20 protein-coding genes are annotated in these 25,062 nt (G+C 71.0%); 10 read left to right on the top strand and 10 right to left on the bottom strand.

The annotated features are described in order from the left end of the window. The first annotated feature begins 21 nt into the window (after positions 1-21). Complete coding sequence (locus tag OVA32_RS01685) at positions 22-1,545, top strand: glycosyltransferase family 87 protein (RefSeq protein WP_267714880.1); 1,524 nt, start codon at positions 22-24, stop codon at positions 1,543-1,545. On the opposite strand, the gene OVA32_RS01690 is transcribed toward OVA32_RS01685, so the two are convergent. After that, positions 1,536-1,868, bottom strand: a complete 333-nt coding sequence (locus OVA32_RS01690; protein WP_230282499.1) for a hypothetical protein — start codon at positions 1,866-1,868, stop codon at positions 1,536-1,538. The two genes, OVA32_RS01685 and OVA32_RS01690, sit on opposite strands and share 10 nt — an antisense overlap. Before the next feature lie 106 nt (positions 1,869-1,974). Between OVA32_RS01690 and OVA32_RS01695 the strand changes: the two genes are divergently transcribed. The 6 genes from OVA32_RS01695 (at position 1,975) to OVA32_RS01720 (ending at position 7,092) form a co-directional block, all read left to right on the top strand. Continuing rightward, entirely contained in the window at positions 1,975-3,462 is a 1,488-nt protein-coding gene (locus OVA32_RS01695; RefSeq protein ID WP_267714882.1) for a M18 family aminopeptidase, read from the top strand. Positions 3,463-3,767: 305 nt separating this feature from the next. Further along, a complete protein-coding gene (gene rpsF, locus OVA32_RS01700; RefSeq protein ID WP_002857790.1) occupies positions 3,768-4,073 on the top strand; it encodes a 30S ribosomal protein S6 in 306 nt (101 codons plus the stop codon). Positions 4,074-4,205: 132 nt separating this feature from the next. After that, a complete protein-coding gene (locus OVA32_RS01705; protein ID WP_036338481.1) occupies positions 4,206-4,805 on the top strand; it encodes a single-stranded DNA-binding protein in 600 nt (199 codons plus the stop codon). A 230-nt stretch (positions 4,806-5,035) separates the two neighbouring features. Then, entirely contained in the window at positions 5,036-5,275 is a 240-nt protein-coding gene (rpsR, locus tag OVA32_RS01710) for a 30S ribosomal protein S18 (protein ID WP_002857788.1), read from the top strand. 28 nt (positions 5,276-5,303) lie between these two features. Next, entirely contained in the window at positions 5,304-5,765 is a 462-nt protein-coding gene (gene rplI / locus OVA32_RS01715) for a 50S ribosomal protein L9 (RefSeq protein ID WP_002857787.1), read from the top strand. Positions 5,766-5,868: 103 nt separating this feature from the next. After that, positions 5,869-7,092, top strand: a complete 1,224-nt coding sequence (locus tag OVA32_RS01720) for an MFS transporter (RefSeq protein ID WP_257966174.1) — start codon at positions 5,869-5,871, stop codon at positions 7,090-7,092. 40 nt (positions 7,093-7,132) lie between these two features. On the opposite strand, the gene OVA32_RS01725 is transcribed toward OVA32_RS01720, so the two are convergent. Then, the gene (locus OVA32_RS01725) at positions 7,133-8,248 is read right to left on the bottom strand and encodes a succinylglutamate desuccinylase/aspartoacylase family protein (protein WP_060974273.1); all 1,116 of its coding nucleotides are present in this window, start codon (positions 8,246-8,248) and stop codon (positions 7,133-7,135) included. After that, positions 8,245-8,775, bottom strand: coding sequence for an ATP-dependent zinc protease (locus tag OVA32_RS01730; RefSeq protein WP_060974274.1), 531 nt, complete (start codon positions 8,773-8,775; stop codon positions 8,245-8,247). The genes OVA32_RS01725 and OVA32_RS01730 overlap by 4 nt, the downstream gene beginning before the upstream one ends. A 27-nt stretch (positions 8,776-8,802) precedes the next feature. Here OVA32_RS01730 and rimK point away from each other — a divergent pair, with 27 nt between their 5' ends. After that, positions 8,803-10,038, top strand: coding sequence for a 30S ribosomal protein S6--L-glutamate ligase (rimK, locus tag OVA32_RS01735; protein WP_036314384.1), 1,236 nt, complete (start codon positions 8,803-8,805; stop codon positions 10,036-10,038). A gap of 15 nt (positions 10,039-10,053) precedes the next feature. Here rimK and OVA32_RS01740 read toward each other — a convergent pair whose 3' ends face one another. Continuing rightward, positions 10,054-11,280, bottom strand: coding sequence for an acyl-CoA dehydrogenase family protein (locus OVA32_RS01740; RefSeq protein WP_060974275.1), 1,227 nt, complete (start codon positions 11,278-11,280; stop codon positions 10,054-10,056). A gap of 25 nt (positions 11,281-11,305) precedes the next feature. After that, positions 11,306-12,481 carry a CaiB/BaiF CoA transferase family protein gene (locus OVA32_RS01745; RefSeq protein WP_267714892.1) on the bottom strand — a complete coding sequence of 392 codons (1,176 nt, stop codon included), beginning with the start codon at positions 12,479-12,481 and terminating at the stop codon, positions 11,306-11,308. Positions 12,482-13,212: 731 nt separating this feature from the next. On the opposite strand from OVA32_RS01745, the gene dnaB reads away from it, so the two are divergent. Beyond that, positions 13,213-14,601 carry a replicative DNA helicase gene (gene dnaB, locus OVA32_RS01750; protein WP_069941712.1) on the top strand — a complete coding sequence of 463 codons (1,389 nt, stop codon included), beginning with the start codon at positions 13,213-13,215 and terminating at the stop codon, positions 14,599-14,601. 41 nt (positions 14,602-14,642) lie between these two features. Then, positions 14,643-16,184, top strand: coding sequence for an ATP-binding protein (locus tag OVA32_RS01755; RefSeq protein ID WP_170747967.1), 1,542 nt, complete (start codon positions 14,643-14,645; stop codon positions 16,182-16,184). A gap of 1 nt (position 16,185) precedes the next feature. Here OVA32_RS01755 and OVA32_RS01760 read toward each other — a convergent pair whose 3' ends face one another. The 5 genes from OVA32_RS01760 to OVA32_RS01780 form a co-directional block, all read right to left on the bottom strand. Next, positions 16,186-16,743 (bottom strand): hypothetical protein, encoded by a 558-nt coding sequence (locus OVA32_RS01760; RefSeq protein ID WP_170747966.1) that lies wholly within the window; start codon positions 16,741-16,743, stop codon positions 16,186-16,188. A gap of 248 nt (positions 16,744-16,991) precedes the next feature. Further along, the gene (locus OVA32_RS01765; protein WP_267714896.1) at positions 16,992-20,186 is read right to left on the bottom strand and encodes a type I restriction endonuclease subunit R; all 3,195 of its coding nucleotides are present in this window, start codon (positions 20,184-20,186) and stop codon (positions 16,992-16,994) included. Between the two features lie 2 nt (positions 20,187-20,188). Beyond that, positions 20,189-21,355 carry a restriction endonuclease subunit S gene (locus tag OVA32_RS01770; protein WP_100055427.1) on the bottom strand — a complete coding sequence of 389 codons (1,167 nt, stop codon included), beginning with the start codon at positions 21,353-21,355 and terminating at the stop codon, positions 20,189-20,191. Continuing rightward, on the bottom strand, positions 21,352-22,974 hold the full coding sequence (locus OVA32_RS01775; protein ID WP_267714901.1) for a type I restriction-modification system subunit M: 1,623 nt from the start codon (positions 22,972-22,974) through the stop codon (positions 21,352-21,354). The genes OVA32_RS01770 and OVA32_RS01775 overlap by 4 nt, the downstream gene beginning before the upstream one ends. A gap of 71 nt (positions 22,975-23,045) precedes the next feature. Next, the gene (locus OVA32_RS01780; RefSeq protein WP_267714903.1) at positions 23,046-25,037 is read right to left on the bottom strand and encodes a hypothetical protein; all 1,992 of its coding nucleotides are present in this window, start codon (positions 25,035-25,037) and stop codon (positions 23,046-23,048) included. Positions 25,038-25,062 lie beyond the last annotated feature (25 nt).

Here is a 25,062-nt window from a genome sequence, read left to right on the forward strand (position 1 = left end):
GCGGCTTCCTAGGATGGGGGCATGAGACCGGCCCCCGCGCACGCCGCGACCCCCAGCGAGCCGCCCACTCACGCCGCGGACGGCGCCCCGAGCGACGCCGTGACCGCCCCGGGCGTCCCCGCCGGGCGTTCCGCTGACAGCGCACCGTCCGGGACCCTGCCCGCCCCCGGCGAGCGCGGCGGACGCTTCCAGCTCGCCGGCGGCCTCGCGGCGAACGGCCCCGGACGGGGGACCGGCTCCTGGGCCGGACCCGTGGCGCTGACGGGGCTGCTGGTGGCTCTGGCCGCCGTCGTGACCGTGCTGCAGAAGTCGCCGTGCCTGCTGCACGGCTGGGGCGCCCCGGACGTCTACTACGCGGGCTGCTATTCGGACTGGGCCGCGCTCTACGGCGGGCGCGGGTTCGCGGCGGACCCGTGGGCGCCGTTCCGGGCGGGCTCCACGTTCGAGTACCCCGTGCTGATGTCCGTCGTGGGCTCGGTGGCGGCCTGGATCACGCAGGCGCTGCCGTTCTCTCCGGAGCAGGGCACGGTGGTGTTCTGGCTCGTGAACCTCGGGTTCGTGGTGGTGCTGTGGGCCGTCGTCGCGGTGCTGACCGTCCGGATGGCGGGGCGTCGGTGGATGGACGGGCTCATGGTGGCCGTGGCCCCGGGGATCGTGCTGGCCGGCACCATCAACTGGGACCTGTGGGCCGTGGCCCTGCTGGCGTGCGGCATGTACGCGTGGTCGCGCGGCCGGTCCCTGACGGCGGGGGTGCTGTTCGGCCTCGGCGCGGCCATGAAGCTGTATCCGCTGCTGATCCTGGGGCCGCTGCTGATCCTGGCGGTGCGCTCGCGGCGGTGGCGGCCGTTCCTGCTCGCGGCCGGGGGCACGGTGGCGGCGTGGGCGGCGGTCAACGTGCCGCTCATGGCCGTGAACTTCCAGGCGTGGTCCGTGTTCTTCACCTTCTCCGGCGAGCGCGGGCCGGGCCTGTCCAGCGTGTGGCACGCGTGGGACGTGACCGCCGCGCAGGCCGGGTGGGCGTTCGTGCCGGAGGACTCCCTGACCCTGCTGGCCTACGGCACCTTCGCGGTGTGCTGCCTCGGGATCTTCGTGCTCGGCGTGCGGGTGCGGCACACCCCGCGGCTGGCCCAGCTGACGTTCCTGGTGGTGGCGGCGTTCGTGCTCACCAACAAGGTGTACTCACCGCAGTTCGTGGTCTGGCTGATCCCGCTCCTGGCGCTCGCCCTGCCGCGCTGGCGGGACTTCTGGGTGTGGCAGACGGTGGAGGCGCTGCACTTCTTCGCCGTGTGGATGTACCTGGCCAAGGGGGTGGCCGAGACCCCGCCGCAGCACTCCATGGACGACTCCGTCTACGTGGCCGCGATCCTCGCCCACATGCTCGCGGTGCTGTGGCTGTGCGGGCGCGTCGTGTGGGAGATGCTGCACCCGGCAGAAGACCTCGTGAAGCGCGACCACGGCGGCCACCCGGACACCGACCCGCTCGCCGGCGCGTACGCCGGCCCGGCCCGGGGGCGCTCAGACCGGCCGGCCGCGGTTCAGGCGTAGTCCCAGCGGTGGATCGGGCAGTCCGGGGACGACGGCGGCGCGCTCGTCCCCGCCTCGGCGGCGCCGTCCTCGCGGGGCGGCGGCGGACAGACGCACTGCGCCCCGGAGGCGGCCGTGGCCGCCTTCATCTGCTCGCGCCAGATCACGTGGGGGTCGGTGGCCGGGTCCGCGGCCGGGCCACGGTGCGCCGGACGCGCGGCGCCGTCGTCGTGGGCGGGGGTGCGGGCCGCGTCCCCGTCCCGGGTGAAGCCCATCCGCACGATGGCCCAGCCGCCCACGGTCCACGCCACCAGGAGGAAGACCCCCACGGCGACGGCGATCATGATGTCCACGGCGGGCTCCTCCTGCGCTGACGGGCGGGCGATGCGGCGGGCCCGCTTTCGGGCCAGGGTAGCCGGACGGGGTGGTGGGGCGCGGTACGGTCGGGGCATGACCCCCGTGACCCGTGACACCGCCGCCGAGCTGCCCGCCCACCTGCGGGACCTGGCCGATTTCGTGACCGCCTCGCCCTCCAGCTACCACGCCGCGGAGGAGGTCGCACGCCGCCTGGAGACCGTCGGCTTCACCCGCCTGGACGAGGCGGTCGACTTCCCGTCGGCCCCGGGCGGCTACGTGGTGGTGCGCGACGGCGCGGCGGTGGCCTGGATCGTGCCGACGGGCGCCGGGGCCCTGGGCCGGGACGAGGGCGCCGAGGCGCGCGCGGCCGGGCCGGACGAGGCGGGGCCGAGCGCCGGCGTCGTGCCGGTGTTCCGCGTGCTCGGCGCGCACACGGACTCGCCGGGGTTCAAGCTCAAGCCGAACCCGGCCACCGTGACGGCCGACGGCTGGGTGCAGGCCGGCGTCGAGGTGTACGGCGGCCCGCTGCTGAACTCGTGGCTGGACCGCGAGCTGCGGTTCGCCGGGCGTCTCGCCCTCGACGACGGCACGCAGGTGCTCGCCGCGACCGGGCCCGTGGGGCGCATCCCGCAGCTGGCCATCCACCTGGACCGCGAGGTCAACGAGGGGCTGACGCTGAAGCGGCAGCGGCACACGAACCCCGTCGTGGGGGCGCTCGCCCCGCGCGGCGAGGGCGCCGGCGAGGCGGAGGCCGACGGTCTGGCCGCCCGCGTGCCCGGTGACGTGCTGACCGCGCTCGCGGCCGCCGCCGGCGTGGACCCGGCCGCGGTGCGCGGGCACGACGTCGTGGTGGCCGACGCCCAGGCGCCCGGACTCTTCGGGCTGGCGGGCGAGTTCTTCGCGTCGGGTCGGCTGGACAACCTGAGCTCGGTGCACGCGGGCCTCGTGGCGCTCGAGGAGCTGGCGCGCGAGCACGGCGGCGCCGAGGGGGCGATCGCGTACGAGGGGACCGTCGCGGGCGGGGTGGCCGGTGAGGCGGCCGGCGCCCCGGTGATCCCGCTGCTCGCCGCGTTCGACCACGAGGAGCTGGGGTCGGCGTCGCGGTCCGGGGCGGCCGGGCCGCTGCTCGAGGAGGTCATGGGGCGCGTGCTCGAGGCGCTCGGCGTGGCCGGGCAGGGCCGGGCGCGGGCGATCGCGGGGTCCTGGCTGCTGTCCGCGGACGCCGGCCACCTGGTGCACCCGAACTACGCCGAGCGGCACGATCCCGTGAACCACCCGCGCGTGAACCACGGCCCGCTGCTGAAGATCAACGCCAACCAGCGCTACGCCACCGACGCCGGGGGTGAGGCCGCGTTCGCCCGCTGGTGCGGCGTGGCGGGGGTGCCGTTCCAGGAGTTCGTCTCCCACAACGACGTCCCCTGCGGCTCCACCATCGGCCCGATCTCGGCGACCCGCCTGGGCATCCGGACCGTGGACGTGGGCCTGGGCCTGCTGTCCATGCACTCGGCGCGCGAGATGTGCGGCGTGCGGGACGTGGAGCACCTGACGGCGGCCGTGCGGGAGTTCTTCCGCGGGGTGTGAGGCTGCGCGTGGGGGCGCGAGCCAGAGATTTCTGCTCCTGGATGGCCGCGAGCCAGAGATTTCGGTCGTAGAAGCGGCCGGAAAACGACTGAATCATCTGGCTCGCGGGCTCGACGCGCGGGAGGCGTCGGCGCGGGAGGCGCCCGCGTGCGTGGGCGCCGCGCCAGTGCCCCTCCCTCGAACTGCTAGGATGGATCAGGTTGTCTGTGTGCCGCCGAAGAGCGCGGAGCATCACACGGACGACGAGCACAGAACCTCCTGCCGCGGAGAGACCGCGGCCGCAAGCCCAGAGGAGGTGGGTTCGCATGCGTGCTTATGAGCTGATGGTGCTGATCGACCCTGAGGTCGACGAGCGCACCGTGGAGCCGACCCTGAAGAAGTACCTCGAGGTCGTCACGAACGCCGGCGGCACCGTCGACAACATCGACGTGTGGGGTCGCCGCAAGACCGCCTACGAGATCCAGAAGAAGTCCGAGGCCATCTACGTGGTCGTCAACTTCCAGTCGGAGCCGGCCGCCACCCAGGAGCTGGACCGTCTGCTGAACCTCAACGAGACGATCCTGCGCACCAAGATCATCCGTCCGGAGGAGCAGAAGATCACCGCTGAGTGATCCTCGTACCGTGTCCGGAGGGTCTGAGAGCATCGGATCAGTCCCCGACGCCCCCACCGGAACCCCGCTGAGCAGTCCCGGATCCCCGGATCCGGTCACTGACCGGCAGAACCCCCGAAGACAGGAGTGACCATGGCAGGCGAGACCGTCATCACCGTGGTCGGCAACCTCACCGCCGACCCGGAGCTGCGCTTCACCCCGAACGGCGCGGCCGTCGCGAACTTCACCGTCGCGTCCACGCCCCGCACGTTCGACCGCCAGACCAACGAGTGGAAGGACGGCGAAGCGCTGTTCCTGCGCTGCTCGGTCTGGCGCGAGGCCGCGGAGAACGTGGCGGAGTCGCTGACCAAGGGCATGCGCGTGATCGTGCAGGGCCGCCTCAGGGCGCGCTCCTACGACGACCGGGACGGCAACCGTCGCACCAGCTGGGAGCTGGACGTGGACGAGGTCGGCCCGGCGCTGCGGTTCGCCACGGCCAAGGTCACCCGCGCCCAGCGCGGCGGTGGTGGCGGCGGTGGCTTCGGCGGCGGCCAGCAGGGGGGCGGCGTCGGCGGCGCCCCGGCCGGCGGCGGCTTCGGGGGGAACAACGACGGCGGCTTCGGCGGCGCCCAGCAGGGCGGCGGCTGGGGCGGCCAGCAGCAGGGCGGCGGCCAGGCCGCACCGCAGGACCCCTGGTCCGGCGGCGGTGGCGGCGGATGGGACACCCCGTCCTCCAACGAGCCCCCGTTCTGATCCTGCATTGACCGGGCGCGGCCCCCACGGCCGCGACGGACACGGAACACCACGGACCTCTCCGTCCGGGCGCACGTCGCCCGGAGGGCCGCCCCGGCGGTCCATCCCACCCGCGACCCGGTACCGCCGGGCCGCACTGCACACGGCCCCGTGCCCCGCACGGGACGCCGCGTGATCCCATCCCGCAGAACCGTTCTGCGGGCTCCAGAGAACTCTGAAGGAGCACCACGATGGCGAAGGCTGAACTCCGCAAGCCCAAACCGAAGTCCAACCCGCTCAAGGCCGCCAAGATCACCGAGATCGACTACAAGGACGTGGCCCTGCTGCGCAAGTTCATCTCCGACCGCGGGAAGATCCGTGCCCGTCGCGTGACCGGCGTGACCGTCCAGGAGCAGCGCAAGATCGCCCAGGCCGTCAAGAACGCCCGCGAGGTGGCCCTGCTGCCCTACGCCGGCGCCGGCCGCGGCTGATCGAGCGAGCGAAGGAAGGAACACCCAGATGGCAAAGCTCATCCTGACCCAGGAAGTGGCCGGTCTCGGCACCTCCGGTGACGTGGTCGAGGTCAAGAACGGGTACGCCCGCAACTACCTGCTCCCGCGCGGTTTCGCCACCGTGTGGACCAAGGGCGGGGAGAAGCAGGTCGAGTCCCTGCAGAAGGCCCGCGCGGCCCGCGCCGTGGCGAACCTGGAGGACGCGCAGGCCCAGGCCGCGCAGCTCCAGTCCGCCACCGTGAAGCTCGAGCGCACCGCCGGCGCGGAGGGCCGCCTGTTCGGCGCCGTCCAGACCGCCGACGTCGCCGAGGCGATCGAGGCCGCCGGCCTCGGCTCCGTGGACAAGCGCTCGATCACCCTGCCGGCGCACATCAAGTCCGTGGGCAACCACGAGGCCCAGGTCCGCCTGCACGAGGACGTCATCGCGACCGTCCAGCTGCAGGTCGTGGCCGCCAAGGCCAAGAAGTGATCATCCGCTTCTGAGCCCGTCGCGCACGCGACGCGCACCCGAGGCCCCGGTCCGCTCTTCACGAGCGGGCCGGGGCCTCGTGCCGTGGGGGAACATGGAGATCATGCCCTCCGCCCCACCGCCCTCCGACCCCGCCGGCTCGACGGCGGCCCCGCGCCCGCCCCTGTGGACGCGCCCGTTCATCCTCGTCAGCGCCACCTACCTGTTCGTGGCGATGATCTTCTACACGCTCATGACCGCGATGGCGCTCTACGCCGTCACGTCCTTCGGCGCGTCGGACGCGGAGGCCGGCGTCGTGGTGGGGGCGTTCGTGCTGGGCGCGGTCCTCACCCGCATGACGACGACGCCCGCCACCTTCGCGTGGGGGCGGCGGCGGGTCCTGCTCGTCGCCTTGGCCTGCTACGTCCTCACGACGGCGGCGTACCTCTGGGCGGACTCCCTGGCCACGCTGACCGCGGTCCGGCTGCTCAACGGCATGTGCTTCGGCGCGGCCGGCACCGTGCTGGCCACGGCCGTGCAGCGGATCGTCCCGCCCGTGCGCCGCTCCGAGGGCACCGGCTGGTTCTCCACGTCCATGACGCTCGCGGGCGCCGTCGGGCCGATGGTGGCCCTGCAGCTGAGCACCACCCTCGGCTACGACGCCCTGTTCTGGGCGTGCATCGGCTTCACGGGCATGGCCCTGCTGATCGCCCTGTTCCTGCGCGTGCCCGAGCCGCCGCTGACGGGCCGGTTCCGGCTGCACCGGGCGGACGTGTTCTCCGCGGAGGTGGCGCCGGCGGCGGGCGTGGCCCTGGCCTCCGGGTTCATGTACGGCGGCATCCTCGCGTTCATGGCCACGTTCGCGCAGCAGCAGGGCTACCCGGCGATGGTGCCGAGCCTGTTCTTCCTGCTCTTCGCCGCGGGCACCATCGTGGGCCGCGCCGTCCTGGGCGTGCTGCACGACCGGCACGGGGACAACGCCGTCGTCTACCCGATCCTCGCGGGCATGGCCGTCTCCTACGCGGTGCTGGCGCTGTGGCGGGAGCCGGCGGGCATGCTCGCGGCCGGCGCCCTGCTGGGGCTGACCTACGGGCCCGTGGTGAGCGTGTTCCAGACCATCGCGATCAAGGTGGTCCGGCCCATCGAGATCGGCGTCGCCACGGGCACGTTCTTCCTGCTCCTGGACCTCGGCACCGGCCTCGGCCCCATGGTGCTCGGCGCGGTGGTGGCCGCCGTCGGGATCCCGGTGATGTACCTGCTCTCCGGCGGCGTCGGGGTGGCGCTGCTGCTCTACTACCGGCTCGTGCACGGCGGCCGGGCCATCGCCCGCCGCCCGTCCCCGGCCTGAGCCGGGCGGCTCCGACGCGCGGACGGCGCCCCGCCGCTGCTCATGCGTCCCATCCCCCGATGTGCACGAGGGCGTCGCCGCGGTGCACCAGGGGTGCCTCGGTGCGGCCGATGACCACGCCGGTCAGCTCGGCCTTCACGTGCGCGAGGCGGCGGCCGAACGAGTTGTAGAGCGCGCCGATCCGGTCCCCGGCGCTCACGCGTTCGCCGAGGGAGACGTCCAGGTGCACGAGGCCGTCCGCGCGGGCGCGCACCCACGTGGACTGCCACACCAGGTACGGGGCGTCCTGCTCGCCGTCGACGACGTCGGGGTGCACGGCGGCGGTGTCCTCGCCGGTGGCGTCGGTCGCCTCGGGCACGTCCGTGGTCCGCTCCTCGGGGACCTCACCGGGCAGCGGACCGGGGGCGTCGACGACTGCGTCCGGCCCGGGCTCGGTGAGCCCGACGTCCGCGGGATCCACCATGTCCAGCGCCGCGAGCACGCGCAGGACCCCGTCCACGCCGGGGGCGATCGCGTACTCGTCGAACCGCCAGGCCTCACCGGCCTCGTAGAGCAGCACGCGCGCGCCGGTCTCGCGGGCGGCGGCGCGCAGGGAGCCGTCCCGCAGGCGGGCGTGGAAGAGCACGGGCGCGCCGAACGCCTCCGCGAGCGCGCGGGTCTGGGGGTCCTCCAGGTCGCACCGGATCTGCGGCAGGTTGGAGCGGCGGTCCGCGCCGGTGTGCAGGTCGATGCCCACGGTGCAGCGGGCGATCACCTCGGTCATCATCAGGTGCGCGATGCGCGAGGCCAGCGAGCCCCGGGCAGAGCCGGGGAAGGAGCGGTTCAGGTCGCGGCGGTCCGGCAGGTAGCGGTCCCCGGCCATCACGCCGAGCACGTTGACGATGGGCACGGCCAGCAGGGTGCCGCGCAGCTGCGTGGGCTGCAGGCGCTCCAGGACGCGGCGGACGATCTCGACGCCGGCCACCTCGTCCCCGTGGATCGCGGCGGAGACCCACACGGTGGGCCCGTCCTCGCGGCCGTGCAGCACGTGCACGGGCAGGGTGACGTCCGCGCCGGTGATGAGCTGGGAGATCGGCAGGGACAGCTCGTGGCGGCGGCCGGCCGGGATCTCGACCCCGCCGAACGCGAAGGGGGCGCGGGCGGGGCGACGGCTCACGCGCGTCCCCGGTTCCGGCGGCGCACGCCGCGCGGCGGCTGCCCGCCCACGTACGAGGCGGCGGGGTCCACGAGGAGGCCGCCGGCGGCCAGCGCGGTGCGCCCCACGAGCATGCGGAAGCCCATCTCGTCCCGGTGGGTCAGGGTCACCTCCGCCTCGATCGTGCGGCCGGCCAGGGTCAGCGGCATCACGACGACGACGCGCTCCTGCGCCTTGCCGTTCGAGGAGCGGACCGTGCGCAGGTCGGCCACCGGCAGCTCGGCCGTCCGCGCGTCCGCGGCCGAGGTCTGCCACGGGTGCACCTCGAACCGGACCCACGCGGCGCCGTCGCGGGTGAACCGCTCGATGCCGAAGGCGTGGAGCGCCGAGGTGCGGGCGCCGGTGTCGATCTTGGCCTTGATCCAGGGGGTGTGGGCGGCGGGCAGGCCGACCCATTCGCGCCAGCCCACCAGCCCCGGGCGAGCGGCGCCGTCGTCGGTGGGGGGCGCGCCGTGGGGGGCCGGGGCCGTGTGCTTAGATTCAGACACGCCCCTCATCCTCCCAGGAAAGCGGTCATGAAGCTCGCCATCCTCTCCCGTTCCCTGCGCGCCTACTCGACGCAGCGACTCAAGACCGCGGCGCTCGAGCGCGGCCACCAGGTGAAGGTCCTGGACACCCTACGCTTCGGGATCGACCTCAGCTCGGACGAGCCCGATCTGATGTTCCGCGGCCGCCCCCTCTCCGGCTATGACGCCGTGCTGCCGCGCATCGGCAACTCGGTGACCTACTTCGGCACCGCCGTGGTGCGCCAGTTCGAGCAGATGGACGTCTACACGCCCAACACGGCCGCCGGGATCATGAACTCGCGGGACAAGCTGCGGGCCACGCAGATCCTCTCCCGCCACGAGATCGACATGCCCGCCACCGTGTTCGTGCGCAACCGCGGCGAGGTCTCCACGGCGATCGACATGGTGGGCGGGGCGCCCGTGGTGATCAAGCTGCTCGAGGGCACCCAGGGCATCGGCGTGATCCTGGCGCCGACCAAGAAGGTGGCCGAGGCGATCATCGAGACGCTGCACGGCACCAACCAGCAGGTGCTCATCCAGCGGTTCGTGGAGGAGTCCAAGGGCACGGACATCCGCGCGCTTGTGGTGGGGGACCGCGTGGTGGCCGCGATGCGCCGCCGGGCCCAGGGGGACGAGTTCCGCTCCAACGTGCACCGCGGCGGCACCGTGGAGCGCGTCGAGCTCTCGCCCGAGTACGCGGAGACCGCCGTGCGGGCGGCCCACATCATGGGCCTGCGCGTGGCCGGCGTGGACATGCTCGAGGGCGAGCACGGCCCGCTGGTCATGGAGGTGAACTCCTCGCCGGGGCTGCAGGGCATCGAGGCCGCCACGGACCTGGACGTGGCCGGCGCGATCATCGACTACGTGGCGGACCAGGCCGGCTTCCCGGACATCGACGTGCGCCAGCGCCTGGCCGTGTCCACCGGGTACGGGGTCGGTGAGATCACCGTGCACGCCGGCTCCGGCTGGGTGGGCCAGTCCATCGAGGACTCCGGGCTGCTCGCGAAGGACCTGCAGGTGCTCACCCTGCACCGCGGCACCTCCGTGTTCCCCAACCCCGCGGACACCAAGGTCCTCGAGGAGGGCGACCGGCTGCTCTGCTTCGGCAAGACCGAGAACATGCGCGCCCTCATCCCCGCCCGCGCCCGCCGCCCCAAGCGCGTGCGGAAGCTGCCGGCCACCCCGATCCTCGCCTCCGTCGCCGAGGAAGCCCCGGCGCCCGAGGCGCCCGCCGACGACGCCTGAGCCCGGGCGCGGGGCTCAGCGGGCCGGGGCGAACGCGCCGATGCCCGTGAGGTGCCGGCCGAGCGTGAGCTGGTGGACCTCGTCCGTGCCCTCGTAGGTGCGCACGGACTCGAGGTTGTTCGCGTGCCGCAGCGGCGAGTGCTCCAGGGTGATGCCGTTGCCGCCGAGCATCTCGCGGGCCTCCCGGGCGATGCCGATGGCCACGCGGCAGTTGTCCAGCTTGCCGGCGGAGATCATGGCGGGGGTGAGCGGGCCGGCGTCCTTGGCGCGGCCGATCTGGTGCGCCAGCAGGTAGCCCTTGCCGATGGCCACGGCCATGTCCGCGAGCTTGGCCTGCGTCAGCTGGTGGGAGGCCAGCGGCACCCCGAACTGCTGCCGCTGCATCGCGTAGTCGAGGACGGCGTCGAAGGAGTCGCGGGCGGCGCCCATCGCGCCCCAGATGATCCCGTAGCGGGCCTCGTTGAGGCACTGGAAGGGGCCCTTGAGCCCGACGGCGGAGTCGGCCGGCAGCATCGCGGAGGCGGGCAGGCGCACGCCGTCGAGGTGGATCTCGCACTGCACCGAGGCCCGCATGGACAGCTTCTGGGTGATCGCCTCGGCACGGAAGCCGGGGGTGTCCGTGGGGACCACGAAGCCGCGCACCCCGCGCCCGTCGCCGGGCTCGCCGGTCTGCGCCCAGATGATCGCGACGTCGGCCAGGGTGGCCAGCCCGATCCACCGCTTGACCCCGTCGAGCACCCAGTCGCCGCCGGGCTCCTGGCGGGCCGTCGTCGTCATGGAGGCCGGGTCCGAGCCGGCGCCCGGCTCGGTGAGGCCGAAGCAGCCGACCGCCTCGCCGGTGGTCATGCGCGGCAGCCACTGCGCCTTCTGCTCCTCGGAGCCGTGCTTGTGGATCGCGCCCATCGCGAGCGAGCCCTGCACGGAGACGAAGGTGCGCAGGCCGGAGTCGCCGGCCTCGAGCTCCTGGGCGGCGAGGCCGTACTCCACCGCCGAGCGGCCGGGCATGCCGTGGCCCTCGTAGGGCATGCCGAGCACGCCGAGACGGCCCAGCTCGGGGACGATCTCGCGGGGGAACACCGCGTCGTCGTACCAGCGGGCGATGTGCGGGCGGATGTGCTCGTCCACGAAGCCGCGCACCTGCAGTGCGACGGCCTTCTCCTCGGCGGAGAACAGGGAGTCCAGGCCGACGACGTCGGCGCGGCCGAGGAACGAGTCGGCTTCGGCGTGGAACGGGGTGGTCATGGCGGGGGTCCTCTCTGCGGGGTGGTCAGCGGGCGTCGAGCCAGGTGTTGACGGCCGCCGTGTCCGCGCCGAGCGCGGGGGGCGCGTGGCGCGGGTGCGCGACGGGCGGGTCCCACTGCACCGGGTGGCGGAACTGTCGGCCGGCGGGGGCGCCGGAGCGGTCCTGGACCTCGACGGTCGGCTCCAGGCCGAGGGACTCGGCCAGCTCGACGCCCTCGGCGACGGTGGACACGAGGCCGACCGGGAGCCGCTCGGCCTGCAGCACGTCCCGCCAGTGGGCGGCCGTCTCGGCCGAGAGCGCGTCCTCCAGGGCGGTGCGCAGCTCCTCGCGGTGCTCGACCCGGTCCGTGTTCGTGGTGAAGCGCGGGTCCTCGGCGAGCTCGGGGACGCCGAGGGCCGCGGCGAAGGTGCGGAACTGCGCGTCGTTGCCGATGGCGACGGCGAGCGGCGCGTCCCGGCACGCCAGCAGCTGATAGGGGGCGATCGAGGGGTGGTCGTTGCCCATCCGCCGCGGGACGACGCCGGCGCCGAGCCATGCCTGGCCCTGGTTGGCGAGCGCCCCCTGCAGCGAGGAGAGCAGGTTCAGTCGCAGGTGGGCGCCCTCCCCGGTGCGCTCGCGGCGCAGCAGGGCGGCGAGCACGCCGGCGGTGAGGTCCTTGGCCGTGAGCACGTCCACGAGGGCGACGCCCGCCTTCATCGGGGTGTCCGGTTCGCCGGTGATGCTCATGAGACCGCCCGCGGCCTGGACGATGAAGTCGTAGCCGGGCAGGTCCCGGCCCTCGCGGTCGCCGAAGCCGGAGACGGCGGCGTAGACCACGGACGGGTTCTCCCGCGCGACGTCGTCGTAGCCCAGACCGAGGCGCTCCATGGTGCCGGGCTTGAGGTTGTGGACCACGACGTCGGCCCGGGCGGCCAGGGCGGCGGCCCGCCGCTGGTCCTCGGGGTCCTTCAGGTCCCAGCCGACCGACTCCTTGTTGCGGTTCACGGACTCGAAGTAGGTGGCGCTCGTCGCCGAGCGGGGCGGGGCCCAGCCGCGGGTGTCGTCGCCGCGCTCGGGGTGCTCCACCTTGATGACGCGCGCCCCGAGGTCCGCCAGCGTCATGGTGGCGAGCGGGCCGGCGAGGACGCGGGAGAAGTCGGCGACGAGGACGCCGTCGAGGGGGAGCGAGGCCGGGGAGGGGGCGGTGGTGGCCGGGGGCACGGCGGACTCCTCACTGTGGCGGACGACACGACGACGGGTTCCACCCAAGCACCGTGCTCGCGTTCCGTCCAATGACTCTGGGGCGGGTCACTGACGTGCGTGAGTCATCGGTGTGGGGCGGCCCGGGGAGGTCGGGAGAGGAGGGCACGTGGAGGTCCCGGGGCCGCGCGCAGACGCTGTCAACTTCGCCGTCCCCAGATCCGGGCACCTTGTCCACAGGAGTTGTCCACAGATGTGGAGGGTGTGGACGACGGTGTGGATAGGCGTGTACCAGGCGGTGTGATGAGGGCGCAAACGAGGGTGCTGTCAAGTCCCGCGGCCGGGGCCAAAGGGGGGTGGAGAATCTTCCTCCACAGCGCTGGGGATCGCATCGTCCCAGGTCAGAGCTGGATTCTGGGACTGGCCGAGCGGTTGTCCCCAGCGTGGTCCCCAGGCGATCCACACGACACGCCGCCGAATCCACATGTTGTCCACAAGGCCTGTGGGAAACGCGGTTGCCCAGCCTCCACGGCGCGCGTAGTGTCGCGTGGTATCCCCAACGCGAGGGCGGGTATTGGCCGCAGGTGACCACTGACAGGCGCGCATCCGCTCGGACCGTCGCCCCGGGGACCGTCGCACCGTCCGCCTGCAGGAGGGTGCGGCGGCACGGGCGGTGACAACAGAGGAATCAGGGCCGGGAAGACCGGCGAGGGCCGCCGTCGTGCGGGCTGTGGGAAGGGAGTCTCCGGACGTTGACTGAGAACTACGGAGACTCGGGCTCCTACGACGGCGGCCGTTCCTCTGAACGCTTCCTGCCGCCCCAGGACCTGGAGGCGGAGCGCTCGGTGCTGGGCGGCATGATGCTCTCCAAGGACGCGATCGCGGACGTGGTGGAGCTGCTGCGCGGCCACGACTTCTACCGGCCGAGCCACGAGATGATCTACGAGGCGATCATCGACCTCTACGGCCGCGGTGAGCCCGCGGACGCCGTCACCGTGGCGGACCTGCTGAACAAGCGCCAGGAGCTCAGCCGCGTGGGCGGCCCCGCCGTGCTGCACGAGCTGATCCAGTCCGTGCCCACCGCCGCCAACGCGAGCTTCTACGCGGAGATCGTGGCGGAGAAGGCCGTCCTGCGCCGCCTCGTCACCGCCGGCACCAAGATCACCCAGCTGGGGTATCAGGGCGACGGCGAGGTCGAGGAGATCGTCAACGAGGCGCAGTCCGAGATCTACAAGGTGGCGGAGAACCGCCAGTCCGAGGACTACGTGCGCCTCGCGGAGATCATGGAGCACGCCGTCGACGAGATCGAGGCGGCCGGCAACCAGGGGGAGGGCCTGACGGGCGTCCCCACCGACTTCTACGACTTCGACGAGCTGACGCAGGGCCTGCACGGCGGGCAGATGATCGTGATCGCGGCGCGCCCCGCCGTCGGCAAGTCCACGCTCGCGCTCGACTTCGCGCGGGCCGCGGCCATCCACCACAACATGGCGACGGTGTTCTTCTCATTAGAGATGGGGAAGAACGAGATCGCGATGAGGCTTCTGAGTGCCGAGGCGACGATCGCCCTGCAGGACCTGCGCAAGGGCACCATCCGGGACGACCAGTGGTCCAAGATCGCCGCGACCGTGGGGCGGCTGAACGAGGCGCCGTTCTTCATCGACGACTCCCCGAACATGACCATGATGGAGATCCGCGCCAAGTGCCGGCGGCTCAAGCAGAAGAACAACCTCAAGATGGTGGTGCTGGACTACCTGCAGCTCATGAGCTCGGGCAAGAAGGTGGAGTCCCGTCAGCAGGAGGTGGCCGAGTTCTCCCGTGCCCTCAAGCTGCTGGCCAAGGAGCTCGACGTGCCGGTGATCGCGCTGAGCCAGTTGAACCGTGGCAGTGAGCAGAGAACGGACAAGCGGCCGCAGGTGTCCGACCTGCGCGAGTCCGGCTCGATCGAGCAGGACGCGGACATGGTGATCCTGCTGCACCGCGAGGACGTGTACGACAAGGAGTCCCCGCGCGCCGGTGAGGCGGACCTGATCGTGGCCAAGCACCGCAACGGGCCCACGAAGACCATTGTGGTGGGGTTCCAGGGGCACTATTCGCGGTTCTCGAACCTGGCGAGTGATGCGGGTGGGGCCGGGGGGTTCTGATAGATGCCCCATACTGACACTCTCACTTACACTTTGTCACTATGAAATGGTCCTCTGACGATCTGCTTGCCACTCTGGAGGCTCTACGTGTGCGGCGCGGCGACACCACGAACGTGGAGGTCAAGCGCGCTGCCGGGGGAGTGCCCCAGCTCGCCGAGACCCTCTGCGCCTTCGCCAACATGCCAGAGGGCGGCACCATCATTCTTGGAGTCGATGAGGCGAGAGGCGCTTTTAACGTCACAGGGGTGGCTGACGTGGCCCTCCTGGAGGCCGGTGTCGCAGCCCAGGCACGTGAAGGAGTGACGCCGAGCCCTCAGATCATCCCGCAGACCTTGCAGTTGGACGAGCGACAGGTGTTGCTCATCCACGTCGTGCCGCTGAGGACGGCGGACAAGCCGGCAACGGTGCAGGGCGTCGCCTATCTGCGCCAGTCCGACGGCGACTACCGGATGCATGAGCACGAGCTGCGGATGTTGGAGGTCGCCAAGCTCCATGCGGACGAGCGGGTTGACTACGAGTTGAAGGTGGCCACCGGCCTCGGCGAGCAGGACCTCGTTTCCTCGCTGGTGGACGAGTATGTCGCGGCTGTCCGCCGGAAGAACCGGCGGCTCCGAGACCGTACCAGCGAGGAGATCCTGCGGCAGACGAGCGTCCTGACGAGTTCTGGTGAACCCACGCTCGCGGGTCTCTATGCTCTCGGAGACTTTCCACAGGGACGTTTCCCGGGCCTGACGGTCACGGCTGCCGTCCAGCTCCCCGGCGGTGAGGGGCAGCCGCGCAACCGGAACCTTGAGGACTTTGTGGGGCCACTGCCGGACCTGCTGAGAGACCTGATGGCCTGGGTCAGTGACAACATCGACACTGTGCGGCGGTATCGCCGGGACGGCCACATGGAAGAGGTGGCGGAGCTGCCGCTCACTGCCGTGCGTGAGCTGCTGGCCAACGCCCTCGTCCACCGCGATCTCGGGCCCAGCACTCTGGGGATGGGGAAGGGCGTCCAGGTCCGTCTCACGCCGAGGAACCTCTTCATCCAGAATCCCGGCGGTCTGCAGGGGCTGTCATTGACACAGCTTCAGAGTGACGACCATGCTCAGGCTGCTGTCAATCAGCGTCTCTATCAGTTCGCCAAGAAACTCACGACGTCGGACGGGGCCTCGCTCATCGAAGGTGAAGGTGGAGGAATCCGAGAGGTGTTCCGTGCAGCAGAACGACAGGGCCTGCCACGGCCCCAGCTCATTGACACTGGAGTGCAGTTCAAGGCCATTCTGTGGCGTGCCGCGGACAGGAACGCTCGCGCCGGCGTCGAGGATGCGAAGGGTGCCTCCGCGGTGGAGACGGCAGTGCCGCGGGCCGTTCCAGCGAGCGCCAGCCCCACCCGTCACGAGCATGCCGTGCTGGCTGCTCTGGTGAGGATGCCCGACGGAGCAACGTTGCGTGCCCTGACGAGCGTGACAGGTTTGACCGATCGCCAGGTGCGGTACGCGCTTCGGCTCCCCCTGGATGAAGGGATCGTGGTGATGGACGGGGGCCAGGGAAATCGCCAGACTGCCTACCGCCTCATGAGTGACAGTCGGCGGCCTTGACTCACATTTCAGGTCGCGGGCCCGGAAGCCAGCGCGTGTGTGGGTACTCCGTGAACTCTTCATGGACCATCGCAGGCTCCCGCGCGAAGACCATCTTGAGGGGAAGTTCTTGGTCCCCGATCAGTGCCTTCTCGACTTTCAGTGTCCGGCTGACCCCGTTGACGGCCACCTCCACCTCGACGCTGTAGGTGTAGGCGCCCTCAGTCAGGAAGCTCAACAGGAGGTCGATATCCAGGTGCGTCGCGTCGGAGAGGCGGTAGGGGACCGGCGCTTCCTTCTGCGGGAGGTCGAAGTCGCTCACATGCTTGGCGGCGAATCTGTTCGTGGCCCGCCCTTCGTGGCCGAGGGCTGCCACAAACCGAGCAGGCACCCGCTCGCCTGCGCCCAGACCGTCGCTGACGTCGTAGAAGGCCGTGCCGTCGGGGAGATCTTGCCGCGTGTAGGTCACCCACACCCGTTGCAGCTCGAAGGCCACAGGTTTCTGGGTGGTGAGAGTGATGGTCCGCATTCGGCTGCCCGTCGTCGTCAGCGGGCCGCCGCCGTTCTCCAGCGCCCACATGAGCGTTCCACCTCGACCCGGAGGCGGGTCATCGACGCTTCCCACCGGACTCCAGTTGTCGAGTGAGATCCCGTAGCGGGACATTGCCTCCACGCGAGGGACGTTCAGAGCGCGGACTGCGCGGTTGCGGACCCGACGGATCCAGGCGAAGCGAAGGCCGAGCCCTCCGAGCACAACGAGAAGAGCCCCTGCCCCAGCCACCAGGATGGTGCTGACCGCCCCGCTGAGAGCATCCCTCAGGAAATCGCTCACTGCCCCTCCGCCATCCGCGGCGCCACGGCCTCCATCTGCCGCATCACCTCGACGATCGCCTCGGGCTGCTGGTCCGGCGGATACCCGTACTTGCGGAGCAGCCGTTTGATGCTGGCGCGGAGCTTGGCCTTCACATCCTCGCGCACGGTCCAGTCGGTCTTGATGTCGCGGCGCATGGTGGCCACGAGGTCGCGGGCGATCTGTGCGAGAACGTCGTCGCCCATCACGTCCAGGGCGGCTTCATTCTGGGCCACCACGTCGTAGAACATCAGCTCGTCGTCGTGGAGCGGGGGCGTGAACCGCCGGCCACGGTCAGCTTCGGCCACCACTTCCTTGGCCATCTCCACAAGTTCGGCGATCACCTCGGCTGCCGTGAGCTGCTGGTTGGTGTACTTGGCCATGACGGCGTTGATGCGCTCGGAGAACTGCGCTCGGCGGATCTCGTTGCCTCCGGTGACGCGCGTGGCCTCCTTGAGAAGGTCCGTGCGGAGGCCCTCGATGGCCAGTTCTGCCTTCGACGGCGCGGCCGCCTCCTCCATCCAGGCCGGGGTCAGGGCGTCGAGCCGGGGCCGTTCGAGGCCAGCCGCCGCGTAGATGTCCATGACGCCGGTCGCCTCGGTGGAGTCGACCACCATCTCGCCGAGCAGGCGGGCGATCTCTTCGGGGATGGGTTCCCCTCGGGCGATCCGGTCCTGCGCGTCGAGCTTGGCCAGCCAGGTGCGGACCTCCTCGTAAAACTTGACGTCCAAGCGGAACCGCTCGACGGCGGCCACGCGGCCGGCCAGGGCCCAGGCCCGGTGCAGCCGGGAAGCCTGGGAACGGAACGTGTCCGCCACGGCCCGGACGGTGGGGTCCTCGGGATCCGTGTTGCCGGGCGTACCGGGGGAGCGGAGCCGGGAGGTGACCTCGAGCAGGGCCTTGCGCCAGCCGTTCTTCGGGTCGGACTGGTAGGTCGCCTTCCAGTCCACGCCCACGGTGTCGGCCAGCATCCCCACCATCGTCTCGATGATGTCGGCGGCCTCCTCGGTGTTCTGGGCCAGGGTCTTCGTGCCGGCCGTTCGCGTGTCCCGGGTGAATTCGGCCAGCGCCTGCTGGAGGTTCTCCGCGAGCGGGGCGTAGGCCACGAGCAGCCCGTCCTCCTTGCCGCGGAAGGTGCGGTTCACGCGGGCGAGGGTCTGCATGAGCAGGGCGCCCTTGAGCGGCCGGTCCACGTAGAGGGTGTGCAGGGCCGGGGCGTCGAAGCCGGTGAGGAGCATGTCCTTGACGATCACGATCTCGAGTTCGTCGGCCGGGTTCTTCAGGCGCTTCTTCACGGCGGCCAGCGCGCTGGGGCGCCGCATGTGCTTCTTGATCTCGCCCGTGTCGGAGGGGTTGGCGTCGTAGACCACCTTGATGCGGCCCTTGTCGTCGGCGTCGTCGTGCCACTCGGGCCGCAGGGCCACGATCCGCTCGTAGAGGCGAGCCGCGATGCTGCGGGTAGCGCACACGATCATCGCCTTGCCAGGCACGCCCATAGTCGGCTGCATCGCGTCACGGCGGTCCTCCCAGTGGCGAACGAAGTCCTCGGCGAGGGTCTGCAGCCGGTGGGGCGCCCCGTAGACGGCTTCGAGGGTGGCCACGCCACGTTGGATGCGGTCCCGGTCGGCCTCGTCCAGGCCGGCCGTGAGCTCGTCGGCGGCTGCGTCGAGGCTCTCGTCGTCGACTCCGTCGACCCGAGACAGGGTGATGAGGCGCGGCTCGAAGGAGACGGGGACGGTGGCACCGTCCTCGACGGCGCGGTGCAGATCGTAGACGTCGATGTCGTCGCCGAACACCCGCCGGGTGTCCCGCTCTCCCTCGGCGATGGGGGTGCCGGTGAACGCGATGAGCGAGGCATTCGGCAGTGCGTTCTTCAGGTGGGCGGCGTAGCCGTCGAGGGTGTCGTAGTGGCTGCGATGGGCCTCGTCCGCCATCACGATGATGTTCCGGCGGTCGGAGAGCACCGGGTGGTCGGCGCCGGCGTCCCGCTCGGCCTGGGTGAGGCCGAACTTCTGCAGGGTGGTGAAGTAGATGCCGCCGGAGTTGGACTGCGTGAGCAGGTCCCGCAGGTGGCTGCGGTCCTTCACCTTGACGGGGCCCTCGGGCAGCAGGGTGCTGGCGCGGAAGCCGTCGAAGAGCTGGGTGTCCAGCTCGGTGCGGTCGGTGATGACCACCACGGTGGGGTTGGCGAGGCGCTCGTGACGCATCACCTTGGCGGTGTAGAGCTCCATCTCCATGGATTTGCCGGAGCCCTGGGTGTGCCAGACGACGCCGATGCGTCCGTCCGATTCCACGGCGTGCACCGTGTTGGCCACCGCCTTGGACACCGCGAAGTACTGGTGCGGCTTGGCGATGCGCTTGACCAGACCGGCGTCGGTGGAGTCGAACGCGATGTAGTCGCGCAGGAGCTGACCGAACCGGTCGATGTTGAACAGGCCCTGGAGGGTGAGACTGAGCTCCGTGGCGGGCTCGCCGTCGAGGTCCGGGGCACCGGTGGGCACGAGGGCACCGTCGTCGTCCACGTTCCACGGCGCGAAGTGGTGCCACGGGGTGAAGGGGGTGCCGTAGCGGGCGGTGAGGCCGTCGCTCGCGATCACGAGGGCGACGGTCTGGAAGGCGTGGGGAAACTCCTTCACGTAGGTCTGGAGCTGGTGGAAGGCGGCCTCGGCGGTGGTGTGCTTGGTGCCGGCGTTCTTCAGCTCGATGACGGCCAGGGGCAGGCCGTTGACGTAGAGCACGACGTCGAAGCGCCGCTCCGCCTGCCGGCTGCGGAGGGTGAGCTGGTTGACGGCGTGGTACGTATTGCGGGAGGCGTCCGAGGAGAGGAACCGGATGGTGGGGGTCTGCTGCTCGCCGTCCCGGTCCACGTAGGTGATGCCCGTGTAGCCGTGCACGAGGACCTGGTGGAGGCGGTGATTCTCCGCGATCGCGTCCTGCGACGCCGGGGTGAGCACCTCCGCTGCGGCCTGGTCCAGGTACTCCGGCGGGACGGTGGGGTTGAGGGTGCGCAGGGCGCTGGAGAGCGTGCCGTGGAGGACAGGGTCTTCCCAAAGGGCGCGCTGACCGGAGCCGGGCGCGACGGCGGGCCCGCGGAGGGTCTCCCAGCCGTACTCGGCCAGGACCTCCAGGGCGTGCTCCTCCCAGTCCTGCTCGCGCATTCCGATGTCGGCCATGGTCAAACCTCCTCCTCGACGCGCTTCTCCGCGTCCTTGACGGTGATGCGCCCGCTCATCAGCTGGGGGAGCAGCTCATCGCGGGTGCGGGCGAGGGTGGTGTTCTCTTCGGTCGCGCGATCCATCCGCGCGGTGATGGCGTCGACGGACTGAACAAAGCATCGGACCTGCGGATCGGTGGGGTCGGGAACCCTGCACGAGGCAATGTCCTGCCACTTCGCGCGTGGCATCCGGGTCCCGTTTGAGGACATGACGGCTGCCTCGACTACGGCATCGGATGAGGCCGCGGCGAGCACCAGGGCAGTGTCCGACTTTGAATTCGGGCGCACTACGAGGATGTCGGTCGAGCAGATTCCGCTCATCGAAGCACGGGCCACCTTGTGGAAGTAAGGGCGCAGCTTTCCAAACAGGGTGTCACCGGGGAGGAACCGAGTCTTCGTGGACGTGGCTACCGCCGCATCGGCGTGGCGGCGCAGCCACATCTGCCTCTTGTCGAAGTGTTCCAAGGCCACGTATGACTCACCGGGGGTTTCGGCCCCGGAGGACACGAAGTCTCGGGCCGAGTGCGCGATCTCTCCGAGAGTCCGCGGCGACAGAGGCAGCTGAGAGTAGAGGACTCGCACCACACTGTCAGAGACCTCCAGAGCCTGCGCGTTCGCGGCGATCTTGTCGTCCAGGGCGCCAAGGACCTCGCCGATGGCCTGCTGGGTAGCCATGTCAGGCAAGGTAATCGTCCAGTTCCCGAGTTCCTTGAGGGGGATGCGATCGACGGTTGCGCCATGAATAGACTTGACAGCGAGCTGTTCACGGAACGCCGGAGACCGCCATGTATAGAGCAGGAACCGCGGGTCAATACGTCGCTGGTCGGGCCGGATCAGCGCCATACGTCGACCCAGGCACGCCTGGATTCCGTCGGGCATCAGTGCCGCGTCTCCAAGCCGGGTCTCGTAGGAAAACAGGAAGTCGTCGGCCCGCGGCGTGACTCTTCTGGTCCACTGGGCAAAGTCTTCATCCGATACGAAGTCCGAGTGGGTGAGATCCAGCTGACCACCCTCGAGCGAGGAGATGTTCAGGAAGTACTTCTCCCCTCGCGGGAGCCGCTGGGGAGTCGCATGCGGACCGTCGAAGATCTCACCGATTTTCTTGATAGGTGTCATCGTCCAACTCACGCCAGCCTCCCCAGCTGCTCACGCACCACGGCGTCCAGTCGGGCGGACTCGTCCAGTGCCGCCGTGAGCTCCTTCGTCAGGCGGGCGATCTTCTCCTCCACAGGCTCGTCATCCTCCGGTGCCTCCGGCATGCCGACGAAACGGCCGGGCGTCACGGCCCAGCCCGCCTCCTCGATCTCCTGCAGGCTCGCGGACTTGCAGAACCCGGGCACGTCCTCGTACTCGCCCTCCGCGGACTCCCGGCCCCGCCAGGTGCGGAACGTGTTCGCGATCGTGTGGATGTCCTCGTCACTGAACGTGCGCTCGACGCGGTCCACCATGTGGCCCATCTCCCGCGCGTCGATGAACAGCACCTCACCAGAACGATCCACCGACCCCCGCGGGCCGGCCTTCTTGTCCTTTGTGAAGAACCACACGCACACCGGAATCGCCACGGAGCGGAACAGGTTCGGGGGCATCGCGATCACGCAGGAGACGACGTCGTCCTTCAGCATCCCCTCGCGGATCTTGCCCTCTCCGCCGGTGTTGGATGCCATGGTGCCGTTGGCCATCACCACGGCGCCCTCGCCGTGCGGGGCCAGCTTGCTCAGGATGTGCTGCATCCACGCGTAGTTCGCGTTCTTCACCGGCGGCACGCCGTACCGCCAGCGGGCGTCCTCCTCGGAACGCGCCCAGTCCTTGATGTTGAACGGCGGGTTGGCCAGCACGAAGTCCGCGGACAGGCTCGGGTGGATGTCCCGGGCCAGGGTGTCGCCCCAGCGGGGGCCCAGGCCGGACGAGTCGATGCCGTGGATGGCCAGGTTCATCTTCGCCATGCGCCACGTGCGCTCGTTCAGCTCCTGCCCGTACACCGCGATGGACTGCGTGTCCTCATGGTGGCGGGCCAGGAACTTCTCTGCCTGCACGAACATGCCGCCCGAGCCGCAGCACGGGTCGTACACGCGGCCCTCGTGCGGCTCCAGGATCTCCACGAGCGTTCGCACCAGCACCGGGGGCGTGTAGAACTCACCGCCGCGCTTGCCCTCGGCCCGCGCAAACTTGTCCAGGAAGTACTCGTACACCTCACCCAGCAGGTCCCGGGCCTTCGTAGCGCCCTGGCCGGTGAAGCGCGCCGAGTTCAGCAGGTCCAGCAGCTCGCCCAGCCGGCGCTGGTCCACGTTGTCCCGGCCGTAGATGGTGGGCAGCGTGCCCTTGAGGGACTCGTTGTGTTCGGAGAGCAGGCGCATGGCGGCGTCGATCAGCTCGCCGACCGTCTGGGACTCCCGCCCCTCCGCGGCGGAGAGGCCCTTGGCGTGGTCCGCGATGAACTGCCAGCGTGCCCGCGCCGGCACCCAGAACACGCCGGAGCCGGTGTACTCGTCCGCGTCCTCGAGTGACTCCTCGATGAAAGCCGCTGACTCGTCTTTGAGTTCCTCGCGGATCTGCTCGCGGCGCTCGTCGAACGCGTCCGAGACGTACTTCAGGAACACCAGGCCCAGCACCACGTCCTTGTACTGGCTGGCGTCCATGGACCCGCGCAGCTTGTCCGCGGCCTTCCAGAGCGTGTCCTTCAGCTCCTTGGAGGTCGACGCCGTCCGCGCCGCCTCCTTCTCCTGCGTCACTGTGGTGGTCTTCGCCATCACCGCTCCTTCCTCTGCCGTCGTGGCCGCCGCATGCGGCCTGGATGTTCTGTGGATGTCTGCCTTTGCCGTCATTGTGGGGCGCCGCCCGGGCCTAGGCGCACCGTCCCCGCCGCGAGTCCATGCAGGAGCGCGACCTCGGCCCGGTCCAGGCGCGCGATGCGGTCCAGCAGGGCCGTGCGACGGCCGGCCGCCTCACGGCGCAGCCGCTCGACGTCCTCGAGGCGGTCGCGGGGGGCGAGTCGGATGCGCCATGCGTCCCTGTCGGGGACCCGCTGGGCCGCGATATCCGCCGCCACCAGGCCCGGCGCAGCGCACCACGGGTCCTCCACGGCGGGTTGCGGCGGCTCCGCCCGGAAGACCCGGGCCGGTGCCAGAACCAGGTGACCGCCGACGTCGTCTACCATCGCGGCCGGCCCGCCCGCTGACACGTAGACGACGTCTCCAGCCTCCGTGAACCGCGCTCGCGGTGCGATCTCCTCGAGGCGGAGGCGGTCGATCCGACGAGCGCCCCAGGGCCGTGCCCCACGCAGTTCGTCCGCCCCGATCGCGGCCACGGTGCCAGATCCCGACGCGGCCAGCTCGTCTGACGGGAGCCGGACCCCCGGGCGGTCCGAGCCGTACCGGCCCGTCAGCGTCGCCCAGCCGACGCGCTCCTCCGGGCGAGCGGCGCGGGAGCCCGTTGCGGACACGGCTGCGAGCAGCTCCTCGTCGGCGTGGAGGGCTTCGGCCAGCAGGTCCGCCCCGAGTCGCTGCTCGCTCGCCGCGGTGCGCGGCGCCGTGATGTCCGCGGCGGCGTGGACCGCGCCCGCATCGAGGGGACCGCCTGACCGGAAGGCGTGGTCACGGATGGCGGCAGTGTCACCGGACATCACGACGGCCAGGTCCGCCGCGATCGCCTGCGTGACGCCCTCGCTGAGCGACGCGTCGCCGTGGTCTGCGGTCACTGTCATGGCCGACGTCGCCACGGAATCCCGGCCCGCCAGGACCCACAGGGCCAGCCGGCGCCGGGCCGACCGCGTCAGCATCCCCTTGGGCAGGGGTGCCGCGTAGCGGAGCGTGGTGCCAGACGCTGTGGCGTCCGTGAGCAGACGCCGCCGCGCGGCCTGGCCCGTCGAAGCGACCAGCAGTGACGCCGGTCCGAGCACCATCGCCCGGTCCGTCGGACCCAGCGCGAGCAGGACGTCGTCCAGCTCGTCGGCGGCAGTGGAGGGGCCTGCAGCGGGTGACAGGACGGCGATGGCGAGGCAGCTCGCGGGGAGCACGAGGGGGGCATCATCAGCGATGAAGTCCACGGTGTTCAGGACAGTGATGTGATGCCCACGTGCCGCCAGCAGGCGCCAGGCGGCGCGGGCGTGGGGCGTGCGGAGAAGGCGGGGCAGTGCGACGACGGAGCGCGGCCTGGCCGTTTCGGCGTGGGGCAGCGTATGGGTGAGCAGGGTGAGGGACGCCAGGTTCGTCGGGACGAGGGGCAAGTCCGTCTCAGCGTGGATCTCCGTGAGGACGGAAGCGAGGAGTGCGCGGGCCGGGGACGTCAGGGCCGCGGCGCTCCCCTCGGCAGGATCGGAGGGAAGGCTCTCGATGAGGCGCGCCAGCGCATTCTCCGCTGCGAAGGCGGCCTCCGCGACGTCGTCGATGCGGGGGATGAGGCCGGCAAGGGGCGGGTCGATGAGGTCGAGGTCTGGGGGGAGCAGTTCGGCGGGGAACTGCGAGAGGAGGAGGGCCTCGTCGATTTCTTCGGGTGTGAGGGTGGCCAGCGGGGCCTGGGCCGCGTGGTGGAGCAGGAGGAGGGCGGATGCGGCGTCCGCGTGGGCAGCCAAGGTGGTGAGGGTGTCCGTGTGGAGAGGCTGCTCTGCGTGCGAGTCGGGGTTGTTGCCCAAGCCGGTGGCTCCGAGCCACGCGGTGACTTCGCGCTCGTCGAAGAGGATGCCGCCGTGTGCGCCGGCCTGGGGGAGTGGGGCGGGGAAGGGGTGAGGACCTGAGGTGTGGCGGGCGCGCCACATGGAGACCACCGGGCGCCGCACGCCTGCGAGGCGGGCGATGTCGGTCATGTTCATCGGCATGCTGTGCGGCTCCTTCCGAGGTGAG

Origin of the sequence: Micrococcus sp. SL257 (genome assembly GCF_026625585.1) — a bacterium.
In the GTDB taxonomy this organism is placed as follows: Bacteria; Actinomycetota; Actinomycetes; order Actinomycetales; family Micrococcaceae; genus Micrococcus; species Micrococcus luteus.